This window comes from Veillonella parvula, from assembly GCF_945949885.1.
GTDB lineage: Bacteria > Bacillota > Negativicutes > Veillonellales > Veillonellaceae > Veillonella > Veillonella parvula_B.
In genome coordinates this window covers 1-18,693 of sequence record NZ_CAMFFZ010000010.1, presented here as the reverse complement: position 1 = coordinate 18,693, position 18,693 = coordinate 1, and the positions used below count along the sequence as shown (strand labels likewise).

The 18,693-nt window shown below is 39.1% G+C and carries 20 protein-coding genes; all 20 read right to left on the bottom strand.

What is annotated here, in order from left to right; genetic code table 11:
- Positions 1 to 5: 5 nt before the first annotated feature.
- The 20 genes from Q7O55_RS04475 to lpxC all read right to left on the bottom strand — a co-directional run bounded on the left by Q7O55_RS04475 (position 6) and on the right by lpxC (position 18,489).
- On the bottom strand, positions 6 to 875 hold the full coding sequence (locus Q7O55_RS04475; protein WP_303928752.1) for a YitT family protein: 870 nt from the start codon (positions 873 to 875) through the stop codon (positions 6 to 8).
- The gene (locus tag Q7O55_RS04470) at positions 865 to 1,392 is read right to left on the bottom strand and encodes a hypothetical protein (protein ID WP_303928751.1); all 528 of its coding nucleotides are present in this window, start codon (positions 1,390 to 1,392) and stop codon (positions 865 to 867) included. Before Q7O55_RS04470 ends, Q7O55_RS04475 begins: the two co-directional genes overlap by 11 nt.
- Before the next feature lie 117 nt (positions 1,393 to 1,509).
- On the bottom strand, positions 1,510 to 2,724 hold the full coding sequence (locus tag Q7O55_RS04465; protein ID WP_303928750.1) for a DUF3084 domain-containing protein: 1,215 nt from the start codon (positions 2,722 to 2,724) through the stop codon (positions 1,510 to 1,512).
- A gap of 31 nt (positions 2,725 to 2,755) precedes the next feature.
- Positions 2,756 to 3,847, bottom strand: coding sequence for an LptF/LptG family permease (locus tag Q7O55_RS04460; RefSeq protein WP_060919875.1), 1,092 nt, complete (start codon positions 3,845 to 3,847; stop codon positions 2,756 to 2,758).
- An 8-nt stretch (positions 3,848 to 3,855) separates the two neighbouring features.
- Positions 3,856 to 4,575 (bottom strand): LPS export ABC transporter ATP-binding protein, encoded by a 720-nt coding sequence (lptB, locus tag Q7O55_RS04455; protein ID WP_303928746.1) that lies wholly within the window; start codon positions 4,573 to 4,575, stop codon positions 3,856 to 3,858.
- Positions 4,576 to 4,584: 9 nt separating this feature from the next.
- Positions 4,585 to 5,307 carry an LptA/OstA family protein gene (locus Q7O55_RS04450; protein WP_004698437.1) on the bottom strand — a complete coding sequence of 241 codons (723 nt, stop codon included), beginning with the start codon at positions 5,305 to 5,307 and terminating at the stop codon, positions 4,585 to 4,587.
- Positions 5,308 to 5,319: 12 nt separating this feature from the next.
- Positions 5,320 to 5,856 (bottom strand): LPS export ABC transporter periplasmic protein LptC, encoded by a 537-nt coding sequence (lptC, locus tag Q7O55_RS04445; RefSeq protein ID WP_303928744.1) that lies wholly within the window; start codon positions 5,854 to 5,856, stop codon positions 5,320 to 5,322.
- Complete coding sequence (locus Q7O55_RS04440) at positions 5,843 to 6,775, bottom strand: lysophospholipid acyltransferase family protein (RefSeq protein ID WP_004698446.1); 933 nt, start codon at positions 6,773 to 6,775, stop codon at positions 5,843 to 5,845. The genes lptC and Q7O55_RS04440 overlap by 14 nt, the downstream gene beginning before the upstream one ends.
- Positions 6,776 to 6,789: 14 nt before the next feature.
- Entirely contained in the window at positions 6,790 to 7,311 is a 522-nt protein-coding gene (locus tag Q7O55_RS04435; RefSeq protein ID WP_227037939.1) for an HAD family hydrolase, read from the bottom strand.
- Positions 7,311 to 8,282 (bottom strand): SIS domain-containing protein, encoded by a 972-nt coding sequence (locus tag Q7O55_RS04430; RefSeq protein ID WP_303928742.1) that lies wholly within the window; start codon positions 8,280 to 8,282, stop codon positions 7,311 to 7,313. The genes Q7O55_RS04435 and Q7O55_RS04430 overlap by 1 nt, the downstream gene beginning before the upstream one ends.
- Before the next feature lie 11 nt (positions 8,283 to 8,293).
- Entirely contained in the window at positions 8,294 to 9,112 is an 819-nt protein-coding gene (gene kdsA / locus Q7O55_RS04425) for a 3-deoxy-8-phosphooctulonate synthase (RefSeq protein WP_303928740.1), read from the bottom strand.
- Entirely contained in the window at positions 9,113 to 9,844 is a 732-nt protein-coding gene (kdsB, locus tag Q7O55_RS04420; protein WP_295815531.1) for a 3-deoxy-manno-octulosonate cytidylyltransferase, read from the bottom strand.
- Positions 9,845 to 9,888: 44 nt separating this feature from the next.
- Positions 9,889 to 11,001: a tetraacyldisaccharide 4'-kinase gene (lpxK, locus tag Q7O55_RS04415; protein ID WP_303928737.1), complete on the bottom strand. Its 1,113-nt coding sequence runs from the start codon at positions 10,999 to 11,001 to the stop codon at positions 9,889 to 9,891.
- A 55-nt stretch (positions 11,002 to 11,056) separates the two neighbouring features.
- Positions 11,057 to 12,361: a 3-deoxy-D-manno-octulosonic acid transferase gene (locus tag Q7O55_RS04410; protein WP_303928735.1), complete on the bottom strand. Its 1,305-nt coding sequence runs from the start codon at positions 12,359 to 12,361 to the stop codon at positions 11,057 to 11,059.
- Between the two features lie 2 nt (positions 12,362 to 12,363).
- The gene (locus tag Q7O55_RS04405) at positions 12,364 to 14,094 is read right to left on the bottom strand and encodes an ABC transporter ATP-binding protein (RefSeq protein WP_303928734.1); all 1,731 of its coding nucleotides are present in this window, start codon (positions 14,092 to 14,094) and stop codon (positions 12,364 to 12,366) included.
- On the bottom strand, positions 14,087 to 15,229 hold the full coding sequence (lpxB, locus tag Q7O55_RS04400; RefSeq protein ID WP_303928733.1) for a lipid-A-disaccharide synthase: 1,143 nt from the start codon (positions 15,227 to 15,229) through the stop codon (positions 14,087 to 14,089). Before lpxB ends, Q7O55_RS04405 begins: the two co-directional genes overlap by 8 nt.
- Positions 15,229 to 16,065: an LpxI family protein gene (locus Q7O55_RS04395; RefSeq protein WP_303928731.1), complete on the bottom strand. Its 837-nt coding sequence runs from the start codon at positions 16,063 to 16,065 to the stop codon at positions 15,229 to 15,231. The genes lpxB and Q7O55_RS04395 overlap by 1 nt, the downstream gene beginning before the upstream one ends.
- Positions 16,066 to 16,394: 329 nt before the next feature.
- Complete coding sequence (lpxA, locus tag Q7O55_RS04390; RefSeq protein WP_004695481.1) at positions 16,395 to 17,207, bottom strand: acyl-ACP--UDP-N-acetylglucosamine O-acyltransferase; 813 nt, start codon at positions 17,205 to 17,207, stop codon at positions 16,395 to 16,397.
- A gap of 20 nt (positions 17,208 to 17,227) precedes the next feature.
- The gene (gene fabZ, locus Q7O55_RS04385; protein ID WP_004695477.1) at positions 17,228 to 17,653 is read right to left on the bottom strand and encodes a 3-hydroxyacyl-ACP dehydratase FabZ; all 426 of its coding nucleotides are present in this window, start codon (positions 17,651 to 17,653) and stop codon (positions 17,228 to 17,230) included.
- Complete coding sequence (lpxC, locus tag Q7O55_RS04380; RefSeq protein ID WP_303928730.1) at positions 17,650 to 18,489, bottom strand: UDP-3-O-acyl-N-acetylglucosamine deacetylase; 840 nt, start codon at positions 18,487 to 18,489, stop codon at positions 17,650 to 17,652. Before lpxC ends, fabZ begins: the two co-directional genes overlap by 4 nt.
- Between the last annotated feature and the right edge of the window lie 204 nt (positions 18,490 to 18,693).

Here is an 18,693-nt window from a genome sequence, read left to right as displayed (position 1 = left end):
TCCTCTTAATGACCACCTTTCGTAAATCTCCCACCAAAGACATCATGTACGTCTTGGATCGTAATAAATGCTGTAGGATCTACTTCATAAACGGTATCCTTTAATCTTGTAATTTCTAGCCGCGTTACTACAGAATATAATACATGTTTCGGTTGTTTTAAATACCCGCCTTCTCCGTACATAATAGTAACACCACGATTAAGATTAGCATTTAATGCATCAGCAATAATCTTGGAATTATCTGCATCGGTAATAATCATAACCCCTTTAGATTCTTCAAGTCCAGTGATGGTCACATCAATCATCTTATAAGCAATAAAATAAGCAATTAAGGAATACATGGCACTATTCCAACTATATACAAAGCCCGCTGCTCCAAGAATAACTAAATTCATGGCCATTACAATTTCGCCTACAGAAAAGGTGGACCGTTTATCAAAGATAATAGCTACAATTTCAGATCCATCTAATGAGCCACCATTACGAATAATTAGCCCTACCCCAATACCTAAGATTATACCACCAAAGATTGCCCCTAAAAATGGGTCAGTTGTAATAGGTGTAAAGCGGTGTGCAATGGTAGAAAATATTGCCATCCATATAATAGAGAACAAAGTAGACAAGGTAAATCCTTTACCAATTACTTTATAGCCTAAATATAAAAAGGGTAAGTTGAAAAGTACTACGAAGATGCTAAAAGAAATACCTGATAGTTCCGCAGCCATCAAAGATATACCAACTACCCCACCGTCAATGATACTATTGGGTACTAAAAATAAATCTAACCCTATCGTATATATTAAGGCACCTAGAATCATCATTACACAGCGCATAATAAGATTTGACCAGTTACGCATTGAAGTTTCATTCGTCATGATTATCTCCTTTTCCGTATAACTGCTCCATAGCATGTAATCTTTTCTCTTCTAACTCACTTGAACTCATAGTTTCTTCTTTGATTGCCGCTTCGTTCTGAGCTAACTGCTTCGTATAACGCAAGCCAATAACGAGAGCCGTCAAATCATCTACAGGTTCTGGTGGAAATTGCATAGATGTAGGAATAATCTTGCGCCACCCTGTAGGAGGATTATATTGCCAATATAATTTACGGGCCTCCTCTGTACTGTGAGATTCGTCGATTAAACTAGTTGTAATTTTATGATTACGTCCAATTTGTTGAAGAGAAGGATACAAGTGTTTATGATTTGTACCATTTCCACAAACAATATGAACAATACCATAATATTCAGTTAAAACACGCTCAATATCTTTATTGAAAGTATTTGAAGAAATAATTTTACGGCATATCATCTCACCGAAAGATGAGACTATGGCTATACCAGTTTTCTCATTTCCTGGATCCACTGCTAAAATATATGTATTTTCAGTCATTTGATTATCCCCTTTGTAAGTACAGTAGTTATATTTTAACATAAAAAGAAGGTCTTATGTTGAAAATTACATAAGACCTTCTTTTATAATGTATGAAACCAACATACTTTTATCATATTAATTAGTTTGCATTTTTGCCTTATCATTAAAAACCGGCATTTGGGTAATACGCAACTTAAGGTGTACAGGACCAGACGAATATGTATCGCCATCAGTATAAGCTTCAACGTGAACCTTACCACGCATAGTGTTTATTCGTTTAATAGCTGTAAACAAATCGTCACCAGATATCGTTCCAATATCACCTGATAAAGAATCAGGAATAATCCCCTTTGCCTTCGCATGCTCGTTTACTTGTTTCAAAAACTGAAGCATGGAGGACTGAGCATTAGCACCCCCATCCAGCACAGCAGAGTGAATAACTTCCCCATTTTTATAGATAAATTGTTGTGGATATACTTGGATAACTGCAACTGCAGGTTCACCTGAAATAATATTTCCTGCGGCTACCACTTGAACAACCATTGGTGTTTTAGAGTTAATTAATTTTTGCGTAGCCACCTCAACATTTTGTCGATCTACATACACAACGGATTGACCTTTATCCTCTAAACCTAATCGACGTAATACAAGCTTATTTGTATCATCGATAATATGTTTAATAGCATTATTGCTATCTTCTTCACTTAAACCAGGTCGTACAACAGCTTGCGCTAATAGCTGATCTACTTGGAAGAGAATTGTCCCTTCACGCAAATGAATAATACCATTTTGCAATTGTTCTTGCGTAGCTTGTAGATTCTTAATATGAGCTTCCATCTTAGCGCGAGTCTCTTCAAGTTCGGCTAACTTTTTAGATACCTCTGCATAAGAGGCTTGTAAAGATGCCAATTCTGCCTCTGTTGCATCTTTAGCAGCTTGTGCACTCGCTAATTCAGCTTTTGTAGCCTCTACTTCACGACGTATCTGTTCAATCTCAGCCATCCGGTCTTCAAGCTCTTGTTTATTCTGTTCTAACAAAGCTTGACCACGAATAAGCTCTTGCGTCTTTGCAGCAACCTCATTATTTAGCTGCTTCATATCTGCTCGCAGCTTATCCATACCGAACAGTGCAGTTCGTACGCTTTGAGACGTAAAAGTTAAAACTCCAACCGTAGCTGCTGCAACAAGAAGGCCTGTCACAATGGTAACTATAATAGACGTGTGCTTAGGTCGTAATCCAAAGAGGGACATGCGACGTTTACCAATTTTAGTGCCTAACTTATCCCCCATGTAAGCAATGAGACCACCCATAAGAGCGATAATTATTAAGATTTTAACACCTACTAACATCGAGTCCCTCCTTTCCTATGATTACAATCTGTTATTTCGATACGCGCCAATTCAAATATAAGCCTGCAATAATACCTAAGGTATCTGGTATCAATGCAGCCAATACAGTTGGCAATGCTCCGCCTTTTCCTAAGGCACCAGCAAAGGTCATCACCCCATAATAAATAAAGATGATAAGAATACTAATACCAAAGCCGATAGATGAACTAGAACGTTGTTTTTGAAGGCCTAAAGGTGCACCTACGAGAGCAAATACAAAGCTTGCCAAAGGAATTGTAAAGCGTTGATACATTTCCATTTCAAGTTTATTAGCATTAGTATAGGCTGCCTTATAAGCTCTGATTTGATGACGTAACTCCTTAATCGTTAATTCCTCAGGTTTACGTTGATCTTGTTGAATATCTTTTGGGGCAGACTTAATCGGCAAGGATTGCTCCTTAAATTTCATGGTACGTTCAACACCATTACCAGCTGATAAATCGTAGATGATACCATTCTGCATCACCCAATATTGACCATTCCAGATAGCTGTATCAGCATTTTCAACTTGTTGTAACTTGCCGCCCTCCCCAAATTGTTGAACCGTAATCATGGACAACTGTTTGGTTTCAGCATCATAGCTCTTAGCATACATCAATGTGCCTAGCTCATCACCATTCATCGTTTTTAACACAATATGATTTTGTGTTTGAGGTGATGCATTTTTCATAATTTGTTCGCGCACAATCGTTTGATACATATGATTTGTACGAGGTACAACAAATTCATTAAATGCTACTGCCCCAATGGAAATGATGAGGGCAATAATATATACAGGCATGGCCAAGCGTAAAAAGCTTAGACCACCAGCACGCATAACAACGATTTCACTAGTGCTACTCAAACGACTAAAAGTCATAAGAGAAGCCAATAGTACTGACATTGGGAATGTTAAAATAACAATACTTGGTAAAGCCAAGACAAATGCTTGCATAACAAGCAACAATGGTGCTCCATATTCAGTAATATATTGAGCAATCCTAAACAATGTGCCTGTACCAATAAAAATACTAGTAAAAGCAAAAACCCCAAATAGGAATGGGCCTACAAAAGCTTTTAAAATATATTTATCTAATAATCGCATAGCCCCTCCTATAATTTAAAGTTATCCCCTAAATAATGTTCACGAGCGATTGGATCATTCGCAATTTCATCAGGGGTACCCTCTAGGAGGATTTTGCCATTACTCAAAATATAAGCCTTATCTACAATCCCCAATGTTTCGCGAACATTATGGTCTGTAATCAAGATACCAATACCTCGGTTCTTAACGTGTAAGATAATTTGCTGAATATCAGCAACCGCAATTGGATCGACACCTGCAAAAGGTTCATCAAGAAGAATGAAATTAGGTTCTAAGGCGAGGCAACGCGCAATTTCTACACGGCGTCGTTCACCACCAGATAATTGCATCCCCATACGGTCACGGACATGTCCAATATGAAATTCTTCAATCAATGATTCCACGATAGCTTCAATCTCATCAGATTTTTTTGTCGTAATCTGTAACATAGCACGAATATTATCTTCTACAGACATAGAACGAAAAATTGATGCCTCTTGCGGTAAGTATCCAATACCTTCAGCCGCCCGCTTATACATAGGAATATTTGTTATATCCTTGCCATCAACGGTAATGATACCAGAACTTGGTCTTTCAATGCCTACAATCATATAAAATGACGTAGTTTTACCGGCCCCATTAGGCCCTAATAGACCTACAACTTGGCCTTTATCAACGCGTAGACTTACACCATCTACCACATTGCGTCCGCTAAAGGTTTTAACTAAGTTTTTGGTTTCTATATACATATATTATCCTTATTTATTCGGAACAATGACGAGTGTACTACGTCCACCTAATGTTTCAGCAGAATCATCAGCTAAACGAATTTTCAGTTCCGGTGCATTCAGTACATTACCATTTTGAACGGCATGCGCAGAACCAGATAAGAGTACCACTCCATCATTTTGGTTTGGCGTTTGTGTATATGTAGCTCGGTCAGCAGAACCAGACACGTTTCGTTCAGGATTAGAGAAGGTAACATTACCTTGCGCTACAGCACGAACTTCCTTCATCCATCCTTCTACCTTATCACCGGTTAAGGTTGTCCCTTCAGCAATCAAACGGGCATTGCCTGTAACAAGACCGTATTCAGAGTCAGTACTATACTCAACACTGTCACCAAAGATTTGGCGATCAGCACGTTGTAAATGAACGCTACCATTAGCAGTGAATTTATTATTATTGTAACTGTGAACCGCTTGAGCAGACATGGCCATATCAGAACCAATCATAGATACACCACCATCAAGATTTGCTTCTTGAGTTTTTGTGTTGTACCAACCCTTGGCACCAGTCATAGTTTTATCCGCTTGGGTGATAACAACATTACCCGTTGCATCCGCACGACCTGAATTGCCATCATAAGACAATGTATCAGCGCTGATAGTCAACGGATCATTTGCAGCCCAAACTGTAACAGATGCGGTCATGAGTACAGCTAATATAGCCATACCAATCTGTTTTTTCTTATTCATCATATTTCCTCTCAATTACTTCTTTGTTAATTTCGCATGTCCAATGGCTTTAATAATTTTTAAAGACATATTGCCCTCAATCTTGTCACCTGTGAGAGTTACATCCTTACTGTTATAAGTGAAAGCCGTTTTAGATGTCAATGTTTTCGTTTTGTTATCAAAATGAAGGGCCTCAGTTTTAAATTCTGCACCTTCCGTATTGGTAGCAGTAACGCCTTGATCAATATCAAGAGAGTTTCGATCACCCGTCAGTACAGCATGAGGAGCTGTAATCGTAGTAGTCACATCATCTTGATAGAACAGACCTTTCAAATTGGTCAGAACGATAGCTTTTGTACGCGGGTCATATTCAATCTTCTCAGCCGATAATGCCCATACTAACTTGCCATCCTTTTCCTCTTGCAAGTCCGCACCTTGGAAATTAACGAGTTGTCCACTTTGATTTTGGGTGGAATTAGCCTCATTAGAGTCTTTCATAATAAATACAATAAGACCGATTAGAGCTAATACTATAGCGACCACAACGGCAATTAACTTTTTATTGTTTTTCATGCGCTCTCTCCCGTATAGCTATCTTCTTATCGTAATCAATAATTTGATCCATCTTAGTCATCCAACGATGTTGGAACCAAAGCCACTCATCTGGATGTTCACGAATAAATTCTTCCGTAACACGTACACAGGCTTCAGTTAGACGATACATATCAACATCTTCATCGCCAGTTTCCTCATAATGTAATGCTGGCAAGATGTGAACGATATGTCCTCCTTCAGGCTTACGAGATGCAAAAATAGGTACTACAGGAGAGCCAAATTTCTTTGCAAATGTTGCTGGTCCCATAACAGCTGATGAATCTTGTCCCAAAAACGGAACTGGTAAACCATTTATATATCCATCTTGGTCAGCTAAGAATCCAAGAAGTTTTTTCTTTTTTAAAGCCTTAGCAGCAGAAACGATTTCGTTGCCACCACTAGCAAATACGTCAAGCCCCACCATCTCACGATATTCATTCATAAGGCGTGTGAATTGAGCATTAGGTTGTTTCTTAACAATTGTAGTGGAAGGATATCCATGAGCTGCCATAGCAGCCCCCATCCATTCCCAGTTGCCTACATGGCCAGTAAGAACGATAACTCCCTTATCTTCAGCAATGGCCTTTTCTAAATGTTCAACACCACGCATCTCTATGTGTTTATTGATAAAGGATTTCGTCAGGTTTGGCATGTATAATACTTCCATAACACTGCGACCAAGATTTTTGAACAACTTATTAATTAATTGTTCCGCCTCTTGATCGTTCATATTCATGCCAATTTTAATATTATTTATGCCTCTAAGCTTTTGCTTCTTCGCTATTAGCCCATATACAGGACCTAAACAAGCGCCTATGAGCAAAATGAGCTTGTATGGCAGTCGACAAACAAGCCAACTAATGCCTTTAACTAAATGGTATTGCCATTCGTTATTCATTCTGCTCACCTCCTTTATTGTCCATGAGCATGGGCCTCTCGCGCATAATCTGCAACAACAGAATCCCATAAACCTTGATTCTTCAGGATATATTCTACAGCCTCTCTAACAGCACCATGTCCACCATTGACGGTAGAAATAAATTTAGCTATTGATTTAACCTCTAATACCGCATTATTTGGTGCCATCGGCAAACCTACGAGTTGAAGAGCTCCTAAATCATTAAGATCATCCCCCATGTAAGCAACCGAATCTAAGTCGATTTGATGTTTTTTACAAAGAGTTCTTAATGCTTCAGTTTTATTAGCATACCCCATAAGAAGTTCATCAAAGTGTAACTCCTTCGCACGATGCTCTACCATCGGAGATACGCGAGCCGTGATAATTGCTAACTTTATCCCTGATTTACGAGCCGCAGTCAAGCCTAAACCATCTTTTACAGAAAAGGCTTTGAGCTCTTCTCCAGTCGATGTGTAAATTAGAGTTCCATCTGATAAAACTCCATCAACATCGAGAACAATCCATTGAATATTCATTATACAATGCCTCTACGCAATAAATCCGTGATGTGAACAATGCCAATACATACATTATTAGTATCAACCACTGGTAATACGGTGATAGGGCGGGGTTGATTTTTCTCCATCAAATGAAGCGCTTCTGCGGCCAGTTTATCCTTTGTAATCGTACGCGGCATAGACGTCATCATATCCTCTACGGGCCATTCTAAAAAATTACTGCCAGAATCAAGTCCACGACGCACATCACCATCAGTAACTAGGCCTAACAAATGTCCTTCTTCATCAATAACATTTGTAGCACCTAACCCTTTTTCTGTCATTACAAAGAGTGCATCGCGAACGGTAGCCCCTTTAAATACTGTTGGATTATCTTCGCCACCATGCATAATATTTTCTACAGTCAACAATAATTTACGACCTAAGGAACCTCCTGGATGGAATACAGCAAAGTTTTCTGGAGTAAAATGATGGCGTTCCAATAAACATACTGCTAACGCATCACCTAATGCTAGAGCAACAGTAGTACTTGTAGTAGGTGCTAAACCCAATGGACAAGCTTCTCGTTCTACCTCTGCCAACAATACAATATCAGAATTTTTTGCTAATGTAGACTCTGGTTTCCCTACAACACAGATTAATTTAGCTCCTATGCGGCGCAGAGACGGCAAAATACTAATGATTTCTCCTGTTTCACCACTATTAGAAAATGCTAACACTACATCATCTTCAGTAATCATACCAAGATCACCATGCACGCCTTCACCAGGATGCATAAAAAGTGCCGGTGTCCCTGTACTAGCCAAGGTAGCCGCAATTTTACGACCAATATGACCGGATTTTCCCATTCCTGTACATACTACACGGCCCTTACAAGCCAAAATCATATTTACAGCATTTACAAAATTGTGATCCAAACGAGAACTTAATTCTTCAATAGCACGAGCTTCCTCATGAAGCACCTGTGCCGCTTGTTCTAAAATAGTCACAAATACCGCCCCTAACCTTTTACGATTTTATCAATAGCTACTAAATCATGAAGCACAGCTTCAAATTGATCTAAATACAACATATTAGGACCATCAGACAATGCTTCCTCAGGATTATCGTGTACTTCAAAGAATAACCCATCTACGCCACTAGCCACAGCCGCACGTGCCAAATTTGGTACAAATTCACGATTACCACTAGATTTAGTTCCTGCACCACCTGGCAATTGAACGCTATGAGTAGCATCAAAGATTACTGGATAGTCGAAAGAACGCATAATTGGGAAAGATCTCATGTCAACTACGAGGTTGTTATAACCAAAGCTAAAACCACGTTCGGTAAGCATAAGATTTTCATTACCTGTTTCTTTCATTTTATTTAGAACATTTTCCATGTCCTTAGGAGCCATGAATTGACCTTTTTTAACATTTACGCATTTACCAGTTTTAGCAGCGCCGTATACGAGATCAGTTTGACGGCATAAGAAAGCAGGAATTTGTAGAATATCTAATACTTCAGCAGCAGGTTCAATTTGCTCGATAGAGTGAATGTCACTGACAACGGGCACGTTGAGTTCCTTCTTAATAGAAGCAAGCATTTTTAATCCTTCCTCAAGACCTGGTCCGCGGAAAGAACTAAAGCTAGAGCGATTAGCTTTATCAAAGGAAGCTTTAAAGATATAAGGAACACCTAAACGTTCGCATATCTCTTTTGCTCGTTTACCGATAGCTAATGTGCGGTCATAGTCCTCAATAACACATGGACCTGCAAGGACAAATAAACCTTTGCCACCACCCACTGTAATATCTTTAATTTGAACTGTTTTCATTTATTTCTCCTCTTGCTCGTAAATTGCATTAACACGAGCTAAGTCTTCAGGTGTATCAACACCGATAAATCGTTTATTCGTTAGAATAACACGAATTGTATAACCATTCTCCAAAGCACGTAATTGTTCTAGAGATTCCGTTTGCTCCGCCGGAGTTGGTTCCATCTTGGCGTAGTTCAATAAGAATTCTCTACGATATGCATAGATGCCAATATGTTTTAGTGGCGGACGCACAAAGTCATGGCGAGGATATGGGATTAAAGATCTAGAAAAATACATCGCATCATTACGATTATTTAAAATGACCTTTACCGCTGATGGCTCCTCATACTCTTCCTCTAATAAAGGAGTAGCTACTGTGGCCATCTGTAAGTTTGGATCTTCCTCAAATAGATGTGCCAAGTCATCAATAAGATTTGGATCAATCATCGGTTCATCACCTTGGACATTGATAACAACATCTAAGTCTGTATAATGACTAGCAACCTCTGCTAATCGATCCGTTCCTGTAGGGTGATTAGGATCTGTCATCATAACAGTTCCCCCAAACTGTTGTACTGCAGAATATACGCGGTTATCATCAGTGGCTACAATTGTACATACTGTCTTTGTAGCTTGTGATACCCTTGCATAAACCCGTTCAATCATAGGTTTACCTGCAATATCAGCTAATGGTTTGCCTGGTAATCTTGTAGAACCATAACGCGCAGGAATAACACATCCAAACTTCACGATAAAACCCCATTTCTGTTATTCGTGTATCTTATTATTATACACTAAATCTCTAAATTTTCTATGAATTCTTGTTTTCCAGAAACAAATTCAATCCCTATAGATAGCACCAGAATCGGTATTTTCAAGTCTTCAATTGCATGCAACTGACTCAACTTAACTGCATCCTTTTCTGTAATGCAAATAGCATCAGCTTGATGAGCAAATGCTTCTTTCCAAATCTCAACTACATCATCATTTGAAAAGTCATGATGATCTCCAAATGGCACGGTATGAACAACATTATACCCTACATCAGTCAACGTTTGTGTAAAGGATTGAGGGTTTCCGATTCCACTTACAGCCATAATGCGTTGTTCCTTATAAGCATCTACAGAAGCCCCAACAGAGCCATTAGCCCACTCATCTAAGGTATACATAAATTGCGGTTTATGTGTTGTTTCATAAACAGGTACATTGGGAATCATCTGAGTTAATCGCTTTCGAATGCCAGATGCAATACCTGGTGCTACTTGATCAACCTTCGTAAGAACGATAATATTAGCGCGCTGTAAACCACTAAGTGGTTCACGTAATAGTCCCCGTGGCAATACATGTTCATAGCCAAACGGATTGGATGCATCGATTAGTACAATATCAATATCTCTTGCTAGTGCACGATGTTGAAAGCCATCATCCATAATAAGACAATCAGCACCTAACTCATTAATAGCGATTTCTGCAGATTTGGAACGTTCACGTCCAATGATTACATTAGATTTTTGTAAAACCTTAGCCAGTAACCAAGCCTCATCACCACTGATAGATGGCTCTACAAGCATTGTCCCGTCTTTAGAAATAATAATATTTTTGTTATTATCTTCTGCACGGTACCCACGACTAAGAACAGTAGGATGAAGACCCTTTTGAGTAAGCACATCACAAATAAATCGCACCATCGGTGTTTTTCCAGTACCACCAGCCGTAATGTTGCCAACACTGATTACGGGCACTGTAACTTTCGTAACGCCTTTACCTTCATCAAATCGAGCATTGCGTATTGATACAGCCTTCTCATAACCTTTACTCAAAAGGCCTAAACTGGAACGAGCTATATCACCTAATACGGATTGATCTTCACCACTAACGATGGATTTAAATAATGCTTCCCCACTCATAGGTGACTCCTCCTATTATGTAATACAGTAGACTAATCTAACAAATTTAGTCTTACTACGGAATAATTTGATGTTTCTCAAATAGCAAGCGCAACTCTTGTGTATTACGCCGCGTAGCACCACGATTTTCTTTAATGATATCCAGGCAGTTTTGCCCCATCTCTTTAGCCAAGTCTCTATCCTTACACAAACGCAAGACCATAGCGGTTAGCTCTTTGCCATTCTTCACTTGCTCACAAGCATTTCGAGAATTTAATAAGGCGAAAATTTCTTTAAAGTTAAACATATGAGAACCAACCAAAATTGGCTTACCATGTGCAGCTGGTTCCAAAATATTATGACCTCCAGTTTTAACAAGAGAGCCACCAACAAAGATAATATCGCCTAAGCTATACAGTCGTCCAAGTTCACCAATAGTATCTAAAACAACAACGGGAATACCTTCATGAACGGGCTCTTTCATATCACTACGACAAATAGCACTCAATTCATAATGCTTTGCAATATTTTGTACATCATGACCGCGATAAATCTCGCGAGGTGCAATCAATAAACGGGCTTGTGGATACTCTTTCAATACTTGCTTAAAAGTTTCAAAAATAGCCTCTTCTTCACCTTTGTGAGTACTACCTGCAATAATGATAGGATGATTATTCCCAAAGCCAAACTCATCGAGAAGAGCTTGTTTTTCTTCATATGATACGGTGGCATACGTTTGATCGTATTTCATATTACCTGTTACGGTAATATCAGGTGTATGAGCACCTAAACTTTCAATATACGCCGCATCAAATTTGGACTGCATGCAGAAACGCTCAATAGAACGTAACATTTCACGCGTAAAAGCACTGATATACTTATAACGTTTCATACTGCGATCTGAAATGCGTCCATTAACCATCATAACTGGAATGTTTTCCGATTCGGCGATACGCAAGAAGTTTGGCCAAATTTCAGTTTCTACAAGTAAAATAGTAATCGGCTTAATAATATGTAAAATTTTACGAGTTAAATACGGCAGATCAAGGGGAAAGAATATAATTCCTTCTGCTTCAGGAATGATACGATGAGCCATAGCATGACCAGTAGCAGTAACTACTGACACAACCACAACAGCTTCAGGAAATTCCTTTTTAACCTCTTTTACCAATGGACTGGTAGCCACAATTTCCCCTACGGAAGCGGCGTGAATCCAAATAGCACGACGCCCTTCAATTTTCTTTAATAGCGAAGCGGGCATATAGCCTGCACTTTGTTTGATACGCTCATAAAAGCCATCTTCAAAGGCAAGTCGGTATAAAATAACCGGAATCAAGCCTATCCAATAAAATATGAGCAATACGTTATATATCCAGTACATGGTTATCCTTTATTGGAGAATTGAACGGAATAAAGATGATTGTACAATCCGCCGTCAACAGCTAATAGCTCTTGGTGAGTCCCCTGCTCTACCAAGCGACCTTGATTAAGTACAACAATTTGATGAGCATTTTGAACGGTGCTCAATCGATGGGCAATAACAAATGCCGTACGCCCTTTCATGAGACGATCTAACGCCTCTTGTACAAGTTTTTCACTCTCCGTATCTAAAGCAGATGTAGCTTCATCTAGAATTAAAATACGAGGATCTTTTAAAATAGCGCGTGCGATGGCAACGCGTTGACGTTGTCCACCAGATAATGAACTGCCTCGTTCGCCTACAATTGTATCGAGACCATCAGGCATCTTCTCAACGAACTCAAGTACGTTAGCCGCTTTAGCCGCTTCATACACGTCTTCATCAGTAGCATCTAAACGTCCATACAAGATATTCTCTTTAATTGTAGCATTGAATAATATGGTTTCCTGTGGTACAAGACCAATTTGTTCACGCAAAGATTTAAAAGTAACATCTTTTATATCGTAACCATCAATTGTAATAGAACCACCGGTTACATCATAGAAACGAGGTAGTAAGTTAGCGAGAGTTGTCTTACCTGCACCAGATGGTCCAACAAGGGCTACACTTTCGCCAGCCTTAACTGACAAGGCAAAATTTTCTAAGGCAGTCTTTTCTCCATCATAGGAGAAAGAAACATCATTAAACTCCACATTGCCGGTAATCGCAGGCAATGTAATAGCATCAGGTTTCTCCACAACATCTGCTTTAGTATCTAAAATTTCAAATACACGATCGGCAGCAGCCAACGCCTTTTGAATATTACCATATACTTGACTCAAACGTTTTACGGGATTTGACAAGTTAATAGCATAAATCAAGAAAGCAATCAAAGAACCTGCAGTAATAGCACCTGTTACTACGGAGTAACCACCGTACCAAAGGATGACCGCTACAGCGATTGCCGCAGAAAACTCAACCATTGGGCTTAACAAGCTAGTCAATTTAGTAGCTTTGATAACTGCTTTAAAATTGCGATCATTTTCATCTTCAAAACGCTTACGCTCAAAATCTTCACGAGCAAAGGATTTTACAACGCGAACTGCACTAATTACCTCTTGTAAAAGTGCCGTAATATCAGCTACGCGCCCTTGGACATCATGCCCCGCCACGCGAAGCTTCTTACCAAAAACATTGATAATCACTAAAACTACGGGAACCGTAATAAAAGTAACTAACGTCAATTTCCAGTCAATGAGAAGCATGGACACCAAGGAACCGATAAGTGTTACAGATTCAGTGATAAAAGAAATCAAGTTATCTACCACGGCCGTTTGCAATGCAGCTACATCATTTGTAAGATTACTCATGATAACGCCCGTTTTGCGGCGATCAAAGTAAGATAAACTTAATCTTTGTAAGTGATTAAAAATAGCCTCACGGACATCGATAATCACGCGCTGTCCGATGTAGGACATGTTATAGGTTTGACCATAGGTAGCAAAGCCACGAATTAAGAAGATGAGTATGATAGCACCTACAATGAGGTTCAACATAAACATATTCTTTTCATCTAACACTTGGTCTACTACATTCTTAATCAGCCAAGGTACTACCAAATAGGCTGCAGCGGCGACAATCATGCAGAACACTGCAAAAAGCATCCGCTTATAATAAGGCTTTACAAAATATAAGAGCCTAGAATAACTATTCATTACATTTCTCCTTACCGAGATTGTACACAAGATGTGCTACTCGTTTTACTGCACCAGGCTCACCTAATTTATGACGTACTTCGCGCAATTCACTACGCATAGCTTCATTTTTCTCTACATCACTAATCAATGGTTCCACCAAAGATACAATTGCTTCTGGTGTGACAGCATCTTGTAATAATTCAGGAATAACCTCTTTACCAGCTACAATATTAGGCAAGCCCACATGTGTTACATTCACAACCATCTTACCAATACCATAAGTAATTGGTGATACGCGATACAATAACACCGTTGGCAATTCCATCATAGCCGTTTCTAATGTAGCGGTTCCTGATGCGGCAAGGCACACATCACAAATCTGCATCAAGTCATATGTATGGTCTTCCGTAATCGTAACAGGTACCTTATGAGCATCGATAAAAGCTTCTAGCTCACTTCGATCAATCGTATGTGCTCGAGGCAAGAAGAATTGGACATCTTCATGCTTCGCCATCAATTGCTCACCACTTTTTAGCATCGTATCAAGCAAGGATAAAACCTCTTGTTTACGACTGCCAGGCATGAGCAATACTTTTTTAGCCTCTTTACGAGCCCCAAAGTATGCTTCGGCCGCTTCTTTAGTCATCGTAGGATGTACAATATCGAGTAAAGGATGACCTACAAAATCTACATCACATTTGTACTTGCGATACGCTTCAGCTTCAAATGGGAAGATAGATGCTACCTTGGTTACATACTTACGAATTGTATTACCACGACTACTGTGCCAAGCCCAAATCGTTGGAGCAATATAATATAAAACAGGAATCTCCAATTCATGAGCCACCGCAGCTAATTTCATATTAAAACCTGGATAATCTACACAAACGAGAATATCTGGTTTTTCCTTCATCATGACACGTTTCAAGTACGTGCGCAGCTTAAAGAATTTTGGCAATGATTTCACAATCTCTACAATACCAATGACACCAAGGTTCTTAATGTCATAAACGATACGAACACCAGCGCGTTCCATCAGGGTGCCACCCATACCAAACATCTCTACAGAAGGATCTATTTCTCTCAATGCATTGGCTACACTTGCCGCATGAGTATCGCCGGAAGCTTCACCGGCGGAAAACATGACTTTCATTATGCATCCTTTCTGGAATTTACAAATTCTTGGTCTACAGCACAGATAACAATACCATGACGATCTGCCATATTAAGCACATCTTGTTGTTGTACGAAAATAGTCTTTTCCGCTTCTACAGCTAGCACCTTACAACCGCTATCAATCATAGACATGAGAGTTTTTATGCCTACTGCTGGCACATCAAAGCGTACGTCTTGATTTGGTTTTTCTGTTTTAACAACAATCGCATCTCCGCGACCCAGTTCTCCACCTCTCAAGATACACTTGTCAGTCCCTTCAATGGCTTCAATTGCCATGACCGCCTTATGTTTAACAACAACGGTTTGACCAATATCAAGGGCCCCCATTTGTTTAGCTAATTCAAAACCAAAACAAATGTCAGCCCATTGCTCATCTGTAGGTTGTGCTTTTGAAAGCACTCCTACCTTTGGCATAAATGGTTTCAAGTATGCTGTTTGATCTAATACTTTAAAGCCTTCTCGTTCGATTTCATCAACGATGGCAAGCATAATCGTATCATCTTTACGATTTTTGAGCCGCTTTAAAACGCCTAATGTTTTTAAATCAGGAAATGTAAGGCCTTTAAAGAGAATCTCTTTAGTGACTTTTCCAAGCATAGTTAACTCTTGAACCTCTTCTTTTTTCAAGGTTTTAAAGATTTTACCTAGTTTAGCAACACCAATATCATAGAAAGCATCAGCCTCAGCCTTTAGAGCTGGGTCTATATCAGGTACTACACCGATAACAACCACCTCGTGGCCCAATACATGAGCGGCACGCATGAATTCTACAGGCAAAACACCAATGCCCGCAATTAATCCTACCTTTGCCAAGACTATACCTCCTAGATGGCCTCACGGCCTATATATCAATTAGTAATTTCAAGTTCATTATGAAAATGCCTAAAAATAGACATAATCATATACAATATATTTTACTATAAATAGCTACTTTTTACCATTAAAAAGCCAAGGTTTATGCCCTTTTCTTCATCATTTTATTAAAACTTCCTTATTACTTTTAACTACTAAAACATCTACGAATATATCTATAAAAATATTTTTATAATTATGAAAATATAATGCAAATTATCATTAATATAAAACTCAACCAGTTATAATGTACACAAAAAGACCTCGTACATTGTACGAGGTCCTCATAATTAGTCGCGACGAGTACGCATAATTCCCCTATCGGCATTGCGTAAGAAGCGTAATAAATTTTCAATTTCTACGGAAGAGTCCAATTGTAATTCCATTTCTTCAATTGCCTTGGATAAGCTGAATCCAGAACGATAAATAATGCGGAATGCCTGTTTCAAATCACGTCGTACATCTTCGGAAATCCCTGCACGAGATAATCCTACAGAGTTAAGACCGATAACACGTGCCGGTTGACCATCAGCAATTACGTAAGGTGGGATATCTTGTACCACCTTAGCCATTCCGCCAACCATAGCGTTACGACCGATTTTAACAAATTGATGAATACCAGCAAGACCACCAATAACTACACGATCTTCAACGATAGCGTGACCTGCAAGGCCTGCACAGTTACTCATTATTACATTATTACCAACGATACAGTTGTGAGCCACATGTGTACATGCTTGAAGTAAGCAATTATTGCCTACACGTGTTTCTTCACCCTCTCCAGTAGCGCGGCTAATAGTTACGAACTCACGAATAACCGTTTCATCACCAATATTACAATAGCTTTTTTCGCCTTTAAATTTTAAATCTTGCGGTTCCAACCCAATAGATGCGTTAGGATAAATTTCACAACGCTTACCAATGGTTGTCCAACCACCAATTACAACATGTGCACCGATTTGTGTGCCATCGCCAATCTCGACATGTTCGCCGATAACAGCGCCAGGACCTACGATTACATCTTTGCCCAATTTAGCATTTGGATGGACTATGGCTGTACTATGGATGTTGGATTCCGCATTTTCCATGCCTACAACTATCACTACAATCACTCCTCATTCTATTATACAAGGGCAAACATGTATTCACCGCTAGCGCACAATTTGTCGCCAACATAGGCACGGCCTTCAACCTTGCCCATTTTACCTTTAATTTTAACAATATCTACCTCCATGCGAACTTGATCGCCAGGTTTTACAGGATGGCGGAAACGCACTTTATCAATACCTGTAAACATAGGAGTAAGCCCACGATTTTCCTCAGGGTACAATAATGCAATACCACCAACTTGAGCAATAGCCTCAGTCAATAATACACCTGGCATAACTGGGTTCCCTGGAAAGTGACCTTGGAAGAACAATTCGTTGAATGTAGCATTTTTAATACCCACAGCACGTTTCATAGGTTCTAACTCAACAATACGATCAACCAAAAGCATTGGGTAACGATGAGGTAAAATTTCTAAAATATCTTCGTGATTAAGAATCATGGCTGTGTCTCCCTTATTTCTTCCATTATACTGCGAGCCAATCTTGAATTTAATTCATGACTCGATTTCAAAGCAATTACATGACCTTCGATTCGTCCTAATAAGAATAAGTCGCCTATAACGTCTAAGGCTTTGTGGCGAACTAATTCGTCATCAAAGCGAGGTACAGACAAACATTTCTCATCATCATAGACTAACGCATTATCTAAGCTACCACCTTTTGCAAGGCCCATGGCCTGTAATTGTTCTAATTCTTTCATAAATCCGATAGTTCTAGCAGCACTAATATGCTCTTTAAAGTATTCTGGTGAAACTTCAAAATCACAATGTTGTGTACCAAGCAACGGATGGCTGTTAATTGATGTGAATGTTATGCGATAACCATCATATGGCAAAATAACAATAAAACGATCTCCATCATAAACAGCATGAGATCGAGTCACTTTGTATACATGATGCGGCGCTATTTGTTCTTCAATACCAGCCTCTTCAATAAGATTGACAAAAATAGCACTACTACCATCACCTACAGGAGGTTCTGGAGAATCTATTTCAATATAACAGTTATCAATATTCATAGCACTGAACGCTGCCATCAGATGTTCAACAGTAAATACCTTTGCTTCACCATTTTCCAACGTGGTAGCGCGCATAGTGTTCGTCACATTATCAATGTGTGCTCGCACAGAAGGATGGCCTTCAATGTCCGTGCGGACAAACACAATTCCTGTATCTTCAGGTGCAGGATTAAAAACCATATGTACTGGTTCACCGCTATGAAGGCCAATCCCTTGATATGAAACAGCCTTTTTTATTGTTTGTTGTGGCTTACTCATAAGAATGTCCTTTCATAATCCGAATTCACGTTTACTATACACCAATATGTATTATACCCTATTTGCATAGGCGTTACAAGAAATTTACCATATATTACGCTAATTGGAAAGACTATTCTTAGTCTTTAAAATTTTAATAGATTATTTTTAAAGCTTAATTGTAGAATGAAATTGAACAACTAAAAAATCCATAGTGAACCTTGT

Coding starts and splice junctions, on each gene's coding strand:
- Q7O55_RS04475 (WP_303928752.1), bottom strand. CDS start 875: ATGACGAATGAAACTTCAATGCGTAACTGGTCAAATCTTATTATGCGC.
- Q7O55_RS04470 (WP_303928751.1), bottom strand. CDS start 1,392: ATGACTGAAAATACATATATTTTAGCAGTGGATCCAGGAAATGAGAAA.
- Q7O55_RS04465 (WP_303928750.1), bottom strand. CDS start 2,724: ATGTTAGTAGGTGTTAAAATCTTAATAATTATCGCTCTTATGGGTGGT.
- Q7O55_RS04460 (WP_060919875.1), bottom strand. CDS start 3,847: ATGCGATTATTAGATAAATATATTTTAAAAGCTTTTGTAGGCCCATTC.
- lptB (WP_303928746.1), bottom strand. CDS start 4,575: ATGTATATAGAAACCAAAAACTTAGTTAAAACCTTTAGCGGACGCAAT.
- Q7O55_RS04450 (WP_004698437.1), bottom strand. CDS start 5,307: ATGATGAATAAGAAAAAACAGATTGGTATGGCTATATTAGCTGTACTC.
- lptC (WP_303928744.1), bottom strand. CDS start 5,856: ATGAAAAACAATAAAAAGTTAATTGCCGTTGTGGTCGCTATAGTATTA.
- Q7O55_RS04440 (WP_004698446.1), bottom strand. CDS start 6,775: ATGAATAACGAATGGCAATACCATTTAGTTAAAGGCATTAGTTGGCTT.
- Q7O55_RS04435 (WP_227037939.1), bottom strand. CDS start 7,311: ATGAATATTCAATGGATTGTTCTCGATGTTGATGGAGTTTTATCAGAT.
- kdsA (WP_303928740.1), bottom strand. CDS start 9,112: ATGAAAACAGTTCAAATTAAAGATATTACAGTGGGTGGTGGCAAAGGT.
- lpxK (WP_303928737.1), bottom strand. CDS start 11,001: ATGAGTGGGGAAGCATTATTTAAATCCATCGTTAGTGGTGAAGATCAA.
- Q7O55_RS04410 (WP_303928735.1), bottom strand. CDS start 12,361: ATGTACTGGATATATAACGTATTGCTCATATTTTATTGGATAGGCTTG.
- Q7O55_RS04405 (WP_303928734.1), bottom strand. CDS start 14,094: ATGAATAGTTATTCTAGGCTCTTATATTTTGTAAAGCCTTATTATAAG.
- lpxB (WP_303928733.1), bottom strand. CDS start 15,229: ATGAAAGTCATGTTTTCCGCCGGTGAAGCTTCCGGCGATACTCATGCG.
- fabZ (WP_004695477.1), bottom strand. CDS start 17,653: ATGATTCTTAATCACGAAGATATTTTAGAAATTTTACCTCATCGTTAC.
- lpxC (WP_303928730.1), bottom strand. CDS start 18,489: ATGAGTAAGCCACAACAAACAATAAAAAAGGCTGTTTCATATCAAGGG.